Source organism: Pseudomonas lini, from assembly GCF_001042905.1.
Lineage (GTDB): Bacteria > Pseudomonadota > Gammaproteobacteria > Pseudomonadales > Pseudomonadaceae > Aquipseudomonas > Aquipseudomonas lini.
Window position 1 is genome coordinate 665,230 of record NZ_JYLB01000002.1, and the last position, 15,831, is coordinate 681,060.

Here is a 15,831-nt window from a genome sequence, read left to right on the forward strand (position 1 = left end):
TATGCAAGACAAGGTAAAGAAATAACATGGGCAGCATGCATCCCGTACAGGTGATCGCGGTGACCGGCGGCAAAGGTGGCGTCGGGAAGACTAACGTGTCAGTGAACTTGTCCCTGGCTCTAGCTGAACTCGGCCGGCGCGTCATGCTGCTGGATGCCGATCTGGGGCTGGCGAACGTCGACGTCCTGCTGGGGCTGACACCCAAACGTACCCTGGCCGACGTGATCGAAGGCCGCTGTGAGCTGCGCGACGTACTGTTGCAAGGACCCGGCGGTATCCGCATCGTCCCGGCCGCATCCGGCACCCAGAGCATGGTTCATCTGAGCCCGGCCCAGCATGCCGGCCTGATCCAGGCCTTCAGCGACATCGGCGACAACCTCGACGTATTGGTGATCGACACCGCTGCGGGCATTGGTGACTCGGTAGTCAGTTTCGTCCGCGCAGCGCAAGAAGTCTTGCTGGTGGTGTGTGACGAGCCGACCTCGATCACCGACGCCTACGCACTGATCAAACTGCTGAACCGCGACTACGGCATGAATCGTTTCCGCGTCCTGGCCAACATGGCGCAAAGCCCGCAGGAAGGCCGTAACCTGTTCGCCAAGTTGACCAAGGTCACGGATCGTTTCCTCGACGTCGCCTTGCAATATGTCGGTGCGGTGCCTTACGACGAAAGCGTGCGCAAGGCCGTGCAGAAACAGCGTGCCGTCTACGAAGCCTTCCCGCGTTCCAAGTGCGCCCTGGCGTTCAAGGCCATTGCGCAGAAGGTCGATACCTGGCCACTGCCGGCCAACCCACGCGGGCACCTGGAGTTTTTCGTCGAACGCCTCGTGCAACAAACGGCAGGACCCGTCCTATGACAGCCAGTGGCTACAACCTCTACAAGAAGTCGGCACGTGACGCGCAGTACGAGCTGATCGAGCGTTACGCGCCACTGGTCAAACGCATTGCCTACCACTTGCTGGCGCGTTTGCCGGCCAGTGTCCAGGTCGAAGACCTGATCCAGGCCGGGATGATCGGCCTGCTTGAAGTATCAACCAAATACGACGCCAGCAAAGGCGCGAGTTTCGAGACGTACGCGGGCATTCGAATCCGCGGCGCGATGCTCGATGAAGTGCGCAAGGGGGACTGGGCGCCACGTTCGGTTCACCGCAATACCCGCATGGTCAGCGACGCGATTCGCTCGATTGAAGCTAAAACCGGTCGTGACGCTAAAGATCATGAGGTTGCGGCCGAACTCCAATTGAGTCTCGACGATTATTACGGGATTTTGAACGACACCCTCGGTAGCCGCTTATTCAGTTTCGACGATCTGTTGCAGGACGGCGAACACGAAGGGCTGCATGAGGATGGCGCCAGTGCTCATCTCGAGCCGTCACGCGATCTGGAAGATGAACGCTTCCAGGCGGCGCTGGCGGACGCGATTGCCAATTTGCCGGAGCGTGAGCGACTGGTGTTGGCGCTGTACTACGACGAAGAGTTGAATCTCAAGGAAATCGGTGAGGTCCTGGGGGTCAGCGAATCGCGGGTCAGCCAGTTACACAGCCAGTGCGCGGCCCGTTTGCGGGGGCGTTTGGGGGAGTGGCGAGCGCGCTGAAGGCAGTGTGGGGACACTGCGAATGGAGCTGGTGTGGTGTTGAACTGCATCGGTCTCGATCTGTTGTGCTCCAGACAGTCATTGAGTGCTTTGCCGGATTGATTGAAATGGCGCGTCCAGGTGCTGGGCGCGTTTAAGACTGCTTGGAGGTCGAATTGGACAAGAACATGAAAATCCTCATCGTTGATGACTTCTCAACGATGCGGCGGATCATAAAAAACCTGTTGCGTGACCTTGGGTTCACCAACACGGTCGAGGCTGACGATGGCACCACTGCCATCCCGGTTCTCAACAGTGGGAGCATCGACTTTCTGGTAACGGACTGGAACATGCCTGGCATGACCGGTATCGATCTGCTGCGTCACGTGCGCGCCGATGAAAAGCTCAAGCACCTGCCGGTGCTGATGGTGACCGCTGAAGCCAAGCGCGAGCAAATCATCGAAGCGGCCCAGGCCGGTGTTAATGGCTATGTGGTCAAACCCTTCACAGCCCAGGCGTTGAAAGAAAAAATCGAGAAGATTTTCGAACGCATCGGTTGATGTACTGCGCCACGGGGGAGCTATGGAGCATAAAGAATCTTCACAGGGCGATTTCGAGTCGACCCTGAAAAAACACGCGGTCGAACTGGTCGAGAGCCTTGAAAAAGGCAGGTTCGGCGACGCTGTGCAACTGATCCATGAGCTCAACCAGACCCGTGACCGCGGCCTGTACCAGGAAGTAGGCAAGCTCACCCGCGAGCTGCATAGCGCGATCGTCAATTTCCAGATTGACCCGCACATGCCGCAAGCCGAGGAAGTGTCTCAGATCACGGATGCCACCGAGCGCCTGGGTTATGTGGTCAAGCTGACCGAGGCCGCGGCGAACCGCACCATGGATCTGGTGGAAAACGCCACGCCGCTGATCAACAGCCTGAGCGACGAAGCTCAGACGCTGAGCACGGATTGGGGACGGTTCATGCGTCGCGAAGTCGGGGCTGAAGAGTTCCGCGAACTGGCCAGGCGCGTCGACGGTTTCCTGACACGCAGCAGCGAAGATAACCGCGTCGTGTCGAGCAATCTCAACGACATTCTGCTGGCCCAGGATTACCAGGACCTCACCGGTCAGGTGATCAAACGCGTGACCCAGTTGGTCACCGAAGTTGAAAGCAATCTGCTCAAGCTCGTGCTCATGGCCAGCCAGGTAGACCGCTTTGCGGGTATCGAACATGACCGTGATGCGATGCTGGCTGAAAAAGATCCACAAAAACATCTCTCTCAGGGTGAAGGTCCGCAGATTCATGCCGATAAAAGAGAAGACGTTGTGTCCGGTCAGGACGATGTGGACGATTTGTTATCCAGCCTAGGATTTTAGAGTTTTAGCATTTTAGGTTTTTTAGGTTTTTAGACCTCAGGAGCACCCCCTTAATGAGCTTCGGCGCCGATGAAGAGATCCTTCAGGATTTCCTGGTTGAGGCCGGCGAGATTCTAGAGCAACTGTCCGAACAGCTGGTCGAGCTTGAAAGCCGACCGGATGATGCGGATTTGCTCAATGCAATTTTTCGCGGTTTTCACACTGTAAAAGGGGGCGCCGGCTTCCTCCAGCTCAACGAGTTGGTGGAGTGCTGTCACATCGCCGAGAACGTGTTCGACATCCTGCGCAAGGGTGAACGACGCGTCGACTCGGAACTGATGGACGTGGTTCTCGAAGCACTGGACGCGGTGAACAGCATGTTCAGCGAAGTCCGCGAACGCGGCCCGATCACGGCTGCCACTCCAGAATTGCTTGCAGCGTTGGCCCGTCTGGCCGAGCCGCAAACCGCCGATGAATCGGCACCGGTCGCCGAGGTAGTGGAAGAACCTGCCGCTGAAGAATCGGGCGACATCACGGATAACGAATTTGAACAGCTGCTGGACTCGCTGAACGCCGTCAAGGCTCAAGCCGAGGCTCCAGCGGCTGCGCCAGTGCCGACCAGCGATGCCTCGGCCAGCGATGAAATCACCGATGCCGAGTTCGAGTCGTTGCTCGATCAACTGCACGGCAAAGGCCAGTTCGCCGTCGATGCGGTGGCTGCGCCAGCCGCACCGGCTGCCCCGAAAGCGGCAGGCGACAGCTCCGACATCACCGACGACGAGTTCGAAGCACTGCTCGATCAGTTGCACGGCAAGGGCAACTTTGCCGTCGATGCGCTGGAGTCGGCGATTGCCGCCGTACCAGCTCCGGCTGCGCCAACCGCTAAAGCGGCCGGCGGCGATCTGATCTCGGACCACGAATTCGAATCACTGCTCGACGAATTGCATGGCAAAGGCAAGTTCACCGAGGTTGGCACTGGCGCAGTGGTTTCTGCTCCTGTCGCCAAGGCGCCGGCACCAGCTGCGAAACCTGTGACCAAAGCGCCCGAGCCAAAAGCCGAAGCGCCGAAATCGGCCGCCGCTGCTGCACCGGCCCCGGCCCGTGCCCCGTCTGCGCCACCACCAGAAAAACCGGCCAGCGAAGCCGAGACCACCGTGCGGGTCGATACCGCGCGTCTCGACGAAATCATGAACATGGTCGGCGAGCTGGTATTGGTGCGTAATCGCCTGGTCCGTCTGGGCCTCAACAGCGGCGACGAAGCCATGTCCAAGGCCGTGTCGAACCTCGACGTGGTCACGGCCGACCTGCAAACCGCGGTCATGAAGACCCGGATGCAGCCGATCAAGAAAGTCTTCGGGCGCTTCCCGCGTCTGGTTCGCGACTTGGCTCGCCAGCTCAAGAAAGAGATCAACCTGGAGCTGGTCGGCGAAGAAACCGACCTCGACAAGAACCTCGTCGAGGCCCTGGCCGACCCGCTGGTCCACTTGGTGCGCAACTCGGTCGACCACGGTATTGAAGAGCCGGCTGAGCGCGAAGCGATGGGTAAACCTCGCAGCGGCAAGGTGATCCTGTCCGCGGAACAGGAAGGCGACCACATCCTGCTGTCCATCTCCGATGATGGCAAAGGCATGGACGCTGATGTTCTGCGCGGTATCGCCGTGAAGAAAGGCCTGATGGACAAGGATGCGGCGGACCGTCTCAGCGAGTCGGATTGCTTCAACCTGATCTTCGCTCCGGGTTTCTCGACCAAGACCGAAATTTCCGACGTCTCCGGGCGCGGAGTGGGCATGGACGTGGTGAAAACCAAGATCGCCCAGCTCAACGGTACCATCAATATCTACTCGACCAAGGGCAAGGGCTCGAAGATCGTCATCAAGGTCCCGTTGACCCTGGCGATCATGCCGACGCTGATGGTCATGCTCGGCAACCAGGCGTTCGCGTTCCCGCTGGTGAACGTCAACGAGATCTTCCACCTCGACCTGTCGCGCACCAACGTGGTGGACGGCCAGGAAGTGGTGATCGTGCGGGACAAGGCGCTGCCTCTGTTCTACCTCAAGCGCTGGCTGGTCAGCTCCGCCGCTCACGAAGAGCAGCGCGAAGGCCATGTGGTGATCCTTTCGGTGGGCACTCAGCGGATCGGCTTCGTCGTCGACCAACTGGTGGGCCAGGAAGAAGTGGTCATCAAGCCATTGGGCAAAATGCTCCAGGGAACCCCCGGCATGTCCGGCGCCACCATCACCGGTGACGGCCGCATTGCGCTGATTCTCGATGTTCCGAGCATGCTCAAGCGTTACGCCGCACGGCGTATTTGATTCTGGGGGAGCGGGGCGACTGAGCCTCGCCCCGTCTAACGGAGTGTTTATGGCAGTCAAAGTCCTGGTGGTGGACGATTCGGGGTTTTTCCGCCGCCGCGTCTCGGAAATTCTTTCAGCGGATTCGAATATCCAGGTCGTCGGTACGGCGACCAACGGCAAAGAGGCGATCGATCAGGCGCTGGCCCTCAAGCCAGACGTGATCACCATGGACTACGAGATGCCGATGATGGATGGCATCACCGCAGTGCGGCACATCATGCAGCGCTGCCCGACCCCGGTGTTGATGTTCTCCTCGCTGACTCACGAAGGCGCGCGGGTCACCCTCGATGCGCTGGACGCCGGTGCGGTGGACTTCCTGCCGAAGAATTTCGAAGACATCTCCCGTAACCCGGAGAAGGTCAAGCAACTGCTGTGCGAGAAGATTCTCAGCATCTCGCGCAGTAATCGTCGCGCCAGCACTTACAGCGCCCCGGCCCCGGTGGCTGCGCCAGCCCCGACGCCTGCGCCTTCGAGCGTCAACAGCTACGGTAGCAGCGCGCCTGCGCGTCCGGCACCGGCACCGATTCCGGCTCCGGCTCGCACCCATGCAGCGACTCCATCGTCGCCAGCGCCGAAACGCAAAGCCTACAAACTGGTTGCCATCGGTACGTCCACTGGTGGCCCGGTTGCCCTGCAACGGGTTCTGACGCAGTTGCCGGGCAACTTCCCGGCACCGATCGTGTTGATCCAGCACATGCCGGCAGCCTTCACCAAGGCTTTCGCCGAGCGTCTGGACAAACTGTGCCGCATCAGCGTCAAGGAAGCCGAGGATGGCGACATCCTGCGTCCGGGCCTGGCGCTGTTGGCTCCGGGTGGCAAGCAAATGATGATCGACGGCCGTGGCGCGGTGAAAATCCTGCCGGGCGACGAGCGTTTGAACTACAAACCGTGCGTGGACATCACCTTCGGTTCCGCGGCCAAATCCTACGGCGACAAAGTTCTGGCGGTGGTACTCACCGGCATGGGCGCGGACGGTCGCGAAGGCGCACGTCTGCTCAAGCAGGGCGGCAGTGCGATCTGGGCTCAGGATGAAGCCAGCTGCGTGATCTACGGCATGCCGATGGCCATCGTCAAAGCTGAACTCGCGGACGCGGTGTACAGCCTGGACGATATCGGCCGTCACCTGGTCGAGGCGTGTATCTGATGGATGTATTAAGCCTTATCGGGATCATCATGGCGTTCGTCGCCATTATTGGCGGCAACTACCTTGAAGGCGGTCATCTCGGTGCGCTGGCCAACGGCCCGGCAGCGTTGATCGTACTCGGTGGGACCATTGGTGCTTCGCTACTGCAATCGCCGATGAGCGCCTTCAAGCGCGCCATGCAGATTCTCGCCTGGATCCTGTTTCCACCGCGCGTGGACTTGGCCGGCGGCATCGATCGCGTAGTGAATTGGAGCCTGACCGCACGCAAGGAAGGTTTGCTCGGTCTGGAAGGGGTGGCCGACGCCGAACCCGACAGCTACTCACGAAAAGGCCTGCAACTGCTGGTGGACGGCGCCGAGCCGGAAGCGATTCGCAGCATTCTGGAAGTGGATTTCTACACCCAGGAAAGCCGCGACATCGAAGCCGCCAAAGTCTTTGAAAGCATGGGTGGCTACGCGCCGACCATCGGCATCATCGGTGCGGTGATGGGCCTGATCCACGTCATGGGCAACCTGGCCGATCCGTCGCAACTGGGCAGCGGTATTGCCGTCGCCTTTGTCGCCACCATCTATGGCGTGGCCAGTGCCAACCTGATGTTGCTGCCGATTGCCGCCAAGCTCAAATCCATCGCGTTGCGACAGTCGCGTTATCGCGAGATGTTGCTGGAAGGGATCTTGTCGATCGCCGAAGGTGAAAACCCTCGCTCCATTGAGTTGAAGCTTCAGGGCTTCATGGATTAAGGGAATAACCTCATGGCTCGTCGTCGGCAACCTGAAGAACACGTAAACCATGAACGCTGGCTCGTTTCCTACGCCGACTTCATCACGTTGCTGTTCGCTTTCTTCGTGGTGATGTACTCGATTTCTTCGATCAACGAAGGCAAGTACAAGATCATTTCCGAGGCGTTGATCGGGGTATTTACTGACTCCGATCGAGCCCTCAAGCCGATTCCTATCGGCGAAGAGCGACCGAAGACCGTGACCCCGGCCAAGCCGCTGGTCAAGGACAGCGAGCAGGTCGATGCCGGTATCGCCGGGGCCAGCGATCCGCTCAAAAGTATTGCCGATGACATCAGCGCGGCGTTCGGCGACTTGATCAGCTCCAACCAGATGACCGTGCGCGGCAATGAGTTGTGGGTCGAGATCGAACTCAATTCCAGCCTGTTGTTCGGCAGTGGCGACGCCATGCCCAGCGACATCGCGTTCAACATCATCGACAAGGTTGCCGCGATCCTCAGGCCGTTCGACAACCCGATCCACGTCGAAGGCTTCACCGACGATCAGCCGATTCGTACCGCGCAATACCCGACCAACTGGGAGCTGTCCTCGGCCCGTTCGGCAAGCATTGTGCGCATGCTGGCGATGCAGGGTGTGAATCCCGGTCGTCTGGCGTCGGTGGGTTACGGCGAGTTCCAGCCGGTGGCCAACAACGCCACCGCCGAAGGCCGGGCGCGTAACCGTCGGGTGGTGTTGGTGGTTTCACGAAATCTCGATGTACGCCGCAGCCTCACCGGTACCGGAACGGCTCATGCACAACCGGATGCCGCGTTGAAGCGGGCTGGCACACAAACTGCACCTACCCCGGTCAAGTCGCCGGGACGAGAGAGCGCCGTCAATTCTCCGTCACCCGCATTAATACGTTGAGCTATTTCTCGGTCGACCTTTTCGACCGGGAGGAACAATCCGAATGAGAGTCTGGGCAGTCGCCAATCAAAAGGGTGGTGTCGGTAAAACCACTTCCTCCATCGCTTTAGCCGGTTTGCTGGCTGAGGCGGGCAAGCGCGTGGTTGTGGTCGATCTCGACCCCCACGGCTCCATGACCAGCTACTTCGGTTACGACCCCGACAGCCTGGAACGCAGCAGTTACGACCTGTTCCTGCACAAGGGCATTGTGCCGCAAGGCTTGCCCGGTCAGTTGCTGATGCCCACCAGTGACGAGCGCATTTCCCTGTTGCCATCGAGCACCGCGCTGGCAACCCTTGAGCGCCAGTCGCCGGGCCAGAGTGGTTTGGGCCTGGTGATCGCCAAGAGCCTGGCGCAACTTTGGCAGGACTTCGATTACGCGGTGATCGACAGCCCGCCGTTGCTCGGCGTATTGATGGTCAATGCCTTGGCGGCCAGTCAGCAGTTGGTGATCCCGGTGCAGACCGAGCATCTGGCCGTCAAAGGCCTGGAACGCATGGTCAACACCCTGGCGATGATCAACCGCTCGCGCAAACAGGCGCTGCCGTTCAGCATCGTGCCGACCCTTTTCGACCGTCGTACCCAGGCGTCCCTCGGCACCCTTCGCGTGCTGCGCGACAAGTACCCGGAAGAAATCTGGCAAGGCTACATCCCGATCGACACCCGCTTGCGTGACGCGAGCCGGGCAGGGCTGACGCCTTCGCAATTCGACGGCAAGAGCCGTGGCGTTCTCGCTTACCGTGCACTGCTCAAGCATTTGCTGGCGGCGCAACTTGTTCCGCAGGTGGCTTGAGATGAACTCAATCCCTGTAGGAGCTGCCGCAGGCTGCGATCTTTTGATCCTGCTTTTTGGCGTCCTTGAAAAGATCAAGATCAAAAGATCGCAGCCTGCGGCAGCTCCTACGATGGTGTGCGCATGACTCGGCCGGTGAAGATCACCTCGCGTCCGCAACTGGCCCTCCAGTCCTATCTGGACGCCTTGTTGCAGGACGCAACCGAAGAGTTGCCGCCAGAAGTCGAGGCGCTGCCCGAGGTTATCGAGGTTGAGGCCGCGCTGGATGAGTTCCAGGCCGCCGTGCTTGAAGAACAGGCCCGTGATGCGCAGAAACCGGCCGTAGCTGCTGCACCCATCGTTGCGCCAGTGGTGAAAGCACCGGTGGTTGTTATCGAAGCACCGGCACCGATTCTGGCGCCCGTGTCGACGATTGCACCACTGCTGCAAGCATTGGTGCCGCCGTTGGTCGAAGTTCATCTGCCGCCAAGCAACACGCCGCCACCGGTGGAAACCGACGGTCGTCCGTCGTGGGCTGCCGAGCCGTTCGAGTGCTTGTTGTTCGACGTCGCCGGGTTGACCCTGGCGGTGCCGCTGGTGTGCCTGGGCTCGATTTATTCTCTGGCCGGTCACGAGCTGACACCGTTGTTCGGTCAGCCGGAATGGTTCCTCGGGATCCTGCCGAGCCAGGCCGGAAACCTGAAAGTGCTGGATACCGCGCGCTGGGTCATGCCGGACCGCTACCGCGATGATTTCCGCCAGGGCCTGCAATACGTTATTTCGGTTCAGGGCTACGAGTGGGGGCTGGCGGTGCATCAAGTCAGCCGCTCGTTGCGCCTGGACCCGAACGAAATCAAATGGAGAAGCCATCGAGGTCAGCGGCCATGGCTCGCTGGCACGGTAATTGAGCACATGTGTGCGCTGCTGGACGTTTCCGCCTTGGCCGAGTTGATCGCCAGCGGCGGGGCAAAGCACATGGGCGGCATCAAGCCGCTACACAAACCGACATAGCTGCCGACATAACAAATATGCGACGGCATTGTTGAATGCCGCCAACAGAACACACACCGCCAGAAGCGGTTTTTCGAGGGGTCAGGGTATGAGTAATCAAGCGACGAATGCAAAAGGTTCTGAAGATCCGATCCTGCAATGGGTAACCTTCAAGCTGGACAACGAAACCTACGGCATCAACGTGATGCGCGTTCAGGAAGTCCTGCGCTACACCGAAATCGCCCCGGTCCCGGGTGCTCCGAGCTACGTGCTGGGCATCATCAACCTGCGCGGTAACGTGGTCACCGTGATCGACACCCGTCAGCGCTTCGGCCTGATGAATGCCGAGATCAGCGATAACACCCGCATCGTCATCATCGAAGCCGACAAGCAAGTGGTCGGGATCATGGTCGACAGCGTGGCTGAAGTGGTTTACCTGCGTCAGTCGGAAATCGAGACCGCGCCGAACGTCGGTAACGAAGAGTCCGCCAAGTTCATTCAAGGTGTGTGCAACAAGAACAACGAACTGCTGATCCTGGTCGAACTGGACAAGATGATGAGCGAAGAAGAATGGTCGGAACTGGAGAGTATCTGATTGATTCTTGAGGTGGCTGTCATTGTCCTGTTCCTCTTCTGGGCAGGCACGCTGGCGATGTTCCTGGCGTACATCCGCGCTCAGCGGCAGATCGCCGCGCAACAGGCCGAGGGCGATGCGCTGCGCGATCAGCGCATCAAGGACCTGGCCAAACGCGTCGACGACTACCAGAACGGCAACGTGCGCATGGGTGAAGACCTGCACGAACTGCGTGCCGTCGTCGGCCCGTTGCCGGACAAACTGGCTCAGTTGGAGCAACGTGATCCGTCGAGTCTTTCATTCGCTCAGGCAGCGCGCCTGGTGGGGATGGGGGCCAGCGTCGATGAACTGACTCAGTCTTGCGGGTTGACCCAGGCTGAGGCGGAGTTGATGAGTAAGTTGCACAAGAACTGAAAAGATCAAAAGATCGCAGCCTCGTTGCACTCGACAGCTCCTACATTGGGACGGTGTACGCCCTGTAGGAGCTGTCGAGTGCAACGAGGCTGCGATCTTTTTGCATTCAACAACGATTCAATAATCATCCCCGCGCTCGGTGATGTCCTTCTCCACCATCGCAGCATCTGGATCCCGCCCCTCGGGAAACTTGCCCTTCAAATTCCACGCAAACGCAATGATCTCGGCAATCGTGCGGTACAACTCCTGCGGAATACTCTCCCCCAATTCCATCCGCGCCAGCAGTTTCACCAGCTCGGCGTTTTCGTAGATAGGCACTTCATAATCACGGGCAATCTGCAGAATGGCTTCGGCCAATTCCTCATCACCTTTGGCCGTGAGGGTAGGGGCATGGCTGCCGTCGTATTTGAGGGCGATGGCCTGGCGCGGTGCGGTAGATTCGTTCATGCGGTTTCGTCGACCCAGCGTTGTTCGAGGCGGGTTTGAGGGCCTTGTGGCGGTGTGCCGAGGTGGCAATCCAGATCGCCGACGTTCAGGCCGGAGGCCAGCAGGCGTTCGCGCAGCCCGGCCAGATTGCTTTCGATCAAGCTCGCGGTGTACGGCCGTTCGGCCCATAGCTGACTGGAGAGGCTGCCTTTGATCAACTGGGCCTGAATCTGCAACGGCCCTAACGGCTCCATATCGAACGCCAGTTCGACGCGCCACAACTGTTGCTTGGGTTCGCGTTCGTCGCGGCGTTCGTGGGGTTGATCTTTCTCGGGCGCTTCTTCGCGCTGGAATTTGACCTGCAACGGCACGATGTCCTGCAGGTTGCGCATGGGGATTTCCAGTTGCCAGGTGCTGAGCAGGCGACCGTCGTCGGTGAGGCCGGTCTGTTCCAGGCTCGACAGTTGATGGCTTTGCAGGCGCGAGACGGCCGCTGCTGCCAGACGCAGCAAGTGTTCCAGATCGCCTTCACCGTCCTGGCTTTGCAGCAAGCGCTCCGGAAGCGGGAAACTGGTCGGCAATGGTTTGGCACTGACCTGGCCGAGCATGCCGAGGGCGCTGCGCACGAAACTCGGCAGCGCCTGGGCCAAGGTATTGGCGGCAATGATCGCGTTGAGATTGGTGTTAGCCGGCAGGCCCGGCGTCAGTTGTGCGATCAACTTGAGCAGGTCGCCCTTCATGTCAGGCGTCAGCGTCGGGTTTTGTCCGGTCAACAGTTTCGCTTCGAGGAACAGGCCGCTGTTGGCCAATGCCTGGGCCAGGCCTTTGGGCGTGCTCAGTTGCTGGACGTCCGGCAGACCGGCGAGCAATTTGTCCACGGCGGCGCGCAGGTCGCTGGAGGTTTGATCCGACGGCGGCAGGTTTTGCAGGACTTTGATCAAGCCATCCAGAGAACCCTGGCGACTTTGCTGGCTGACCAATTGTTGCGTCACCGCCAGCTGTTCCTGGCGGCTACTCAACGGGACGAATTTCAGGGTCTGGGTGTCCTGCACCAAGGCGCTCAGCAATGTACCGATGCGCAGTGGCGTCGGGCTGTCGATACTCAGGGTGCTGCCGCTTAGCGCGGTGTTGAGCAGGCTCACCATCGAGCGAAACACTGTCGGCTGGCCCGGCACCTGTGGCCTCACCTGAGAGGTCAGCACTTTGCCTTGCAGCAAGGTGCCGACCGGCAGTTGCGCCGTGTCGATGCGGGTGAGGGTGGCGACGCTGGAGGCGATGGCCTGTTGCACCGTGACCGCCAGATTGCCCGCCGATGGCTGGGTGATCGCCAGGCTGGTGCCTTGGGGCAGCGGCTGGGTGCTGGTGGCCTGGACCGTGGTCTGGCGGCCGCTGTCGAGGGTGACCTTGAGCAACAGTTGAAAAGTCTGATCCGTCTGCTTGAGCGACAGCACTTCGGCTTTGGCGGTTTGACCGGCAGTGATCAGGCCCTCCATCGGCGTCAGCAGCTTGAGCAACTCGCCGTTGATCACCAGCGGACGCGTGACCGCCGCAGTGGTTGGCGGTAGCGGGAGGATGTTCATTTCGCCTGTCATACGCGGTCACAACCTGAGGAAAATGCACTCTTTAGAGTAAGGCATGGCATGTATAATGCCGCCCCGTTGTATACAGAGTGGCGAAAACATTGCATTTGTTTGACGCAGCTCTCTAGAACAAGCCGTCATTGCATCTATGCTGCATCTCTTTAACGGCCGCACCAGAGCCGACTTGAACCGTATAAGGCCCGTGATCTCTTGACCAGTCCTGTCCTGCAAACCGTTGCCCTTGCCTGTGAGCGAGACCTTCGGCTGCTCTTCGAAAATCTCGAATTGAGACTGGCCAGTGGCGAAATGTTGCAGATCAGCGGCCCCAACGGCAGTGGCAAGACCAGCCTTTTACGTCTGTTATGCGGTTTGATGCACCCGACCGCCGGTCAAGTATTGTTAAACGGCCAGCCATTGCATGAGCAGCGCAGTGAACTGGCGCGCAACCTGTTGTGGATCGGCCATGCCGCCGGCATCAAGGATTTGCTGACCCCTGAGGAAAACCTCAGTTGGCTCTGCGCGTTGCATCAACCGGCCTCCCATGAGGCGATCTGGCAGGCGCTGGAGGCTGTGGGGCTACGCGGTTTCGAGGATGTTCCCTGCCACACCCTGTCGGCCGGCCAGCAACGTCGCGTGGCCTTGGCGCGGTTATACCTGGACAGCCCGCCGCTGTGGATCCTCGATGAGCCGTTCACCGCGCTCGACAAACAAGGCGTGGCGCAACTTGAAGAACACTTGGCTGCGCATTGCGAGCGGGGCGGCATTGTGGTCCTGACCACTCACCACACGCTGACCAGGATGCCGGCCGGCTATCGCGATATTGATTTGGGGAATTGGGCCGTATGAGTGTTTTCGGCCTGTTGGTCGCCCGCGAGGCCCGTTTGCTGTTCCGCCGTCCTGCTGAATTGGCGAATCCGCTGGTGTTCTTTGCCATCGTCGTCTCTTTGTTCCCATTGGCGGTCGGCGCCGGGCCTCAATTGTTGCAAACCTTGTCCCCGGGGCTGGTCTGGGTGGCAGCCCTTTTATCGGTTTTGCTCTCGCTGGACGGGCTTTTCCGCAGTGATTTCGAAGATGGATCGCTTGAGCAGTGGGTCCTTTCGCCGCACCCCCTGCCTATTCTGGTTTTGGCCAAGGTACTGGCACACTGGGCGTTTTCCGGCCTGGCGCTGGTTTTGCTCGCACCCTTGCTGGCGTTGATGCTTGGTTTACCTGCCGCCTGTCTGCCGGTGTTGCTGCTTTCTTTATTGCTGGGTACACCGGTGCTGAGCCTGCTCGGTGCGGTGGGCGCGGCGTTGACGGTAGGATTGAAGCGCGGCGGCCTGTTGCTGGCGTTGCTGATTCTGCCGCTGTACATCCCGGTGTTGATTCTCGGCAGTGGCGCCTTGCAGGCGGCATTGCAGGGCATGCCGGCGACCGGTTATCTCTTGTGGCTTGGTAGCCTGACCGCCCTGGCGATAACCCTGACACCTTTTGCAATAGCTGCTGGCCTGAAGATCAGCGTCGGCGAATAATGAGGTCTGATCAAATTTTGATCAGTAAAGACCCTTCGCTGCTCGTGATGACGAACAGCAACCGTGATGGAAACAGCAATGAACTGGACCTGGTTTCATAAGCTCGGCTCACCCAAATGGTTTTACGGTATCAGTGGCAAACTGTTGCCATGGCTGAGCGTCGCGGCGTTGCTGCTGATCAGCATCGGTGTGGTTTGGGGGTTGGCCTTCGCGCCGCCGGACTACCAGCAAGGCAACAGCTTTCGGATCATCTATATCCACGTCCCGGCCGCCATGTTGGCGCAGTCCATTTACGTGATGCTGGCCGTGTGCGGCATCGTCGGGCTGGTCTGGAAGATGAAGTTGGCCGACGTCGCCCTGCAATGCGCCGCGCCGATCGGTGCCTGGATGACCGCCGTGGCGCTGGTCACCGGCGCGATCTGGGGCAAACCGACCTGGGGTTCGTGGTGGGTCTGGGATGCGCGACTTACGTCCATGCTTATTCTGCTGTTTCTGTACTTCGGTCTTATTGCGCTCGGCAACGCCATCAGCAATCGTGACAGTGCCGCCAAGGCCTGTGCGGTACTGGCAATCGTCGGCGTGATCAACATCCCGATCATCAAATACTCGGTGGAGTGGTGGAACACCCTGCACCAGGGCGCGACCTTCACCCTCACCGAAAAACCGGCAATGCCAGTCGAAATGTGGCTGCCACTGCTGCTGACGGCGCTGGGTTTCTACTGTTTCTTCGGCGCGGTGCTGTTGCTGCGCATGCGCCTTGAAGTGCTCAAGCGCGAAGCCCGGGCGAGCTGGGTGAAAACCGAAGTGCAGAACAGTCTGGAGGTCGCTCGATGAGTTTCGCTTCATTCGGCGACTTTCTCGCCATGGGCCATCACGGCCTGTATGTCTGGTCAGCCTATGGCATAAGCCTTGCGGTGCTGGCCCTCAACGTGGTGGCGCCGATCCTGGCCCGCAAGCGGTATCTGCAACAAGAGGCGCGTCGTCTGCGCCGGGAGAACGGCAAGTGAATCCCCTGCGTAAAAAGCGTCTTATCATCATTTTCGCGATCCTGGTCGGTGTCGGCGCTGCCGTCGGCCTGGCCTTGAGCGCCTTGAAGCAGAACATCAATCTGTTTTACACCCCGACCCAGATCGCCAACGGCGAAGCGCCGCAAGACACGCGCATTCGTGCGGGCGGCATGGTCGAGAAAGGTTCGCTGCAACGTTCCGGCGATTCCCTGGACGTGAAATTCATCGTCACCGACTTCAACAAATCCGTGACCATCAGTTATCGCGGCATCCTGCCGGACCTGTTCCGTGAAGGGCAGGGCATTGTCGCCCTCGGCAAGCTCAATGCTGACGGCGTGGTAGTGGCCGACGAAGTACTGGCCAAGCACGATGAAAAGTACATGCCGCCGGAAGTGACCAAGGCTCTGAAAGACAGCGGTCAATCTGCTCCAACGCCCGCGAAGGAGGGTTGATC

General features: G+C 59.8%; 19 protein-coding genes. 17 read left to right on the plus strand and 2 right to left on the minus strand.

Annotated elements, in window-relative coordinates:
• Positions 1–26: 26 nt before the first annotated feature.
• The 12 genes from fleN to TU81_RS07535 all read left to right on the plus strand — a co-directional run bounded on the left by fleN (position 27) and on the right by TU81_RS07535 (position 10,853).
• Positions 27–857 (plus strand): flagellar synthesis regulator FleN, encoded by an 831-nt coding sequence (gene fleN / locus TU81_RS07480; protein ID WP_003222917.1) that lies wholly within the window; start codon positions 27–29, stop codon positions 855–857.
• Positions 854–1,594, plus strand: coding sequence for an RNA polymerase sigma factor FliA (gene fliA, locus TU81_RS07485; RefSeq protein ID WP_007894214.1), 741 nt, complete (start codon positions 854–856; stop codon positions 1,592–1,594). Before fleN ends, fliA begins: the two co-directional genes overlap by 4 nt.
• 167 nt (positions 1,595–1,761) lie before the next feature.
• Positions 1,762–2,133, plus strand: a complete 372-nt coding sequence (locus TU81_RS07490; protein WP_003183998.1) for a chemotaxis response regulator CheY — start codon at positions 1,762–1,764, stop codon at positions 2,131–2,133.
• Positions 2,134–2,155: 22 nt separating this feature from the next.
• Positions 2,156–2,944 (plus strand): protein phosphatase CheZ, encoded by a 789-nt coding sequence (locus TU81_RS07495; protein WP_038979610.1) that lies wholly within the window; start codon positions 2,156–2,158, stop codon positions 2,942–2,944.
• Between the two features lie 53 nt (positions 2,945–2,997).
• Positions 2,998–5,235, plus strand: coding sequence for a chemotaxis protein CheA (locus tag TU81_RS07500; protein ID WP_048394309.1), 2,238 nt, complete (start codon positions 2,998–3,000; stop codon positions 5,233–5,235).
• 49 nt (positions 5,236–5,284) lie between these two features.
• Positions 5,285–6,421, plus strand: a complete 1,137-nt coding sequence (locus TU81_RS07505; RefSeq protein WP_038979613.1) for a protein-glutamate methylesterase/protein-glutamine glutaminase — start codon at positions 5,285–5,287, stop codon at positions 6,419–6,421.
• Complete coding sequence (locus tag TU81_RS07510; protein ID WP_038979615.1) at positions 6,421–7,161, plus strand: flagellar motor protein; 741 nt, start codon at positions 6,421–6,423, stop codon at positions 7,159–7,161. Before TU81_RS07505 ends, TU81_RS07510 begins: the two co-directional genes overlap by 1 nt.
• A gap of 12 nt (positions 7,162–7,173) precedes the next feature.
• Positions 7,174–8,064, plus strand: coding sequence for a flagellar motor protein MotD (motD, locus tag TU81_RS07515; protein WP_038979616.1), 891 nt, complete (start codon positions 7,174–7,176; stop codon positions 8,062–8,064).
• A 43-nt stretch (positions 8,065–8,107) separates the two neighbouring features.
• Complete coding sequence (locus TU81_RS07520; protein ID WP_048394310.1) at positions 8,108–8,896, plus strand: ParA family protein; 789 nt, start codon at positions 8,108–8,110, stop codon at positions 8,894–8,896.
• Between the two features lie 123 nt (positions 8,897–9,019).
• Positions 9,020–9,886 carry a CheW domain-containing protein gene (locus TU81_RS07525; protein ID WP_048394312.1) on the plus strand — a complete coding sequence of 289 codons (867 nt, stop codon included), beginning with the start codon at positions 9,020–9,022 and terminating at the stop codon, positions 9,884–9,886.
• Between the two features lie 88 nt (positions 9,887–9,974).
• Positions 9,975–10,460, plus strand: a complete 486-nt coding sequence (locus TU81_RS07530) for a chemotaxis protein CheW (protein WP_007894224.1) — start codon at positions 9,975–9,977, stop codon at positions 10,458–10,460.
• The gene (locus TU81_RS07535) at positions 10,461–10,853 is read left to right on the plus strand and encodes a DUF2802 domain-containing protein (protein ID WP_038979621.1); all 393 of its coding nucleotides are present in this window, start codon (positions 10,461–10,463) and stop codon (positions 10,851–10,853) included.
• 117 nt (positions 10,854–10,970) lie between these two features.
• Here TU81_RS07535 and TU81_RS07540 read toward each other — a convergent pair whose 3' ends face one another.
• Complete coding sequence (locus tag TU81_RS07540) at positions 10,971–11,300, minus strand: EscU/YscU/HrcU family type III secretion system export apparatus switch protein (protein WP_048394313.1); 330 nt, start codon at positions 11,298–11,300, stop codon at positions 10,971–10,973.
• Positions 11,297–12,871, minus strand: coding sequence for a flagellar hook-length control protein FliK (fliK, locus tag TU81_RS07545; RefSeq protein WP_048394315.1), 1,575 nt, complete (start codon positions 12,869–12,871; stop codon positions 11,297–11,299). The genes TU81_RS07540 and fliK overlap by 4 nt, the downstream gene beginning before the upstream one ends.
• A 198-nt stretch (positions 12,872–13,069) precedes the next feature.
• Here fliK and ccmA point away from each other — a divergent pair, with 198 nt between their 5' ends.
• From ccmA to ccmE, 5 genes are all read left to right on the plus strand, one after another.
• The gene (gene ccmA, locus TU81_RS07550; RefSeq protein WP_048394317.1) at positions 13,070–13,705 is read left to right on the plus strand and encodes a cytochrome c biogenesis heme-transporting ATPase CcmA; all 636 of its coding nucleotides are present in this window, start codon (positions 13,070–13,072) and stop codon (positions 13,703–13,705) included.
• Positions 13,702–14,370 (plus strand): heme exporter protein CcmB, encoded by a 669-nt coding sequence (gene ccmB / locus TU81_RS07555; protein WP_008072659.1) that lies wholly within the window; start codon positions 13,702–13,704, stop codon positions 14,368–14,370. The genes ccmA and ccmB overlap by 4 nt, the downstream gene beginning before the upstream one ends.
• Positions 14,371–14,448: 78 nt before the next feature.
• Complete coding sequence (locus TU81_RS07560) at positions 14,449–15,204, plus strand: heme ABC transporter permease (protein WP_038979629.1); 756 nt, start codon at positions 14,449–14,451, stop codon at positions 15,202–15,204.
• Positions 15,201–15,377: a heme exporter protein CcmD gene (gene ccmD / locus TU81_RS07565; protein WP_048394319.1), complete on the plus strand. Its 177-nt coding sequence runs from the start codon at positions 15,201–15,203 to the stop codon at positions 15,375–15,377. The genes TU81_RS07560 and ccmD overlap by 4 nt, the downstream gene beginning before the upstream one ends.
• Positions 15,374–15,829, plus strand: a complete 456-nt coding sequence (gene ccmE / locus TU81_RS07570) for a cytochrome c maturation protein CcmE (protein ID WP_038979631.1) — start codon at positions 15,374–15,376, stop codon at positions 15,827–15,829. Before ccmD ends, ccmE begins: the two co-directional genes overlap by 4 nt.
• Positions 15,830–15,831: the final 2 nt, after the last annotated feature.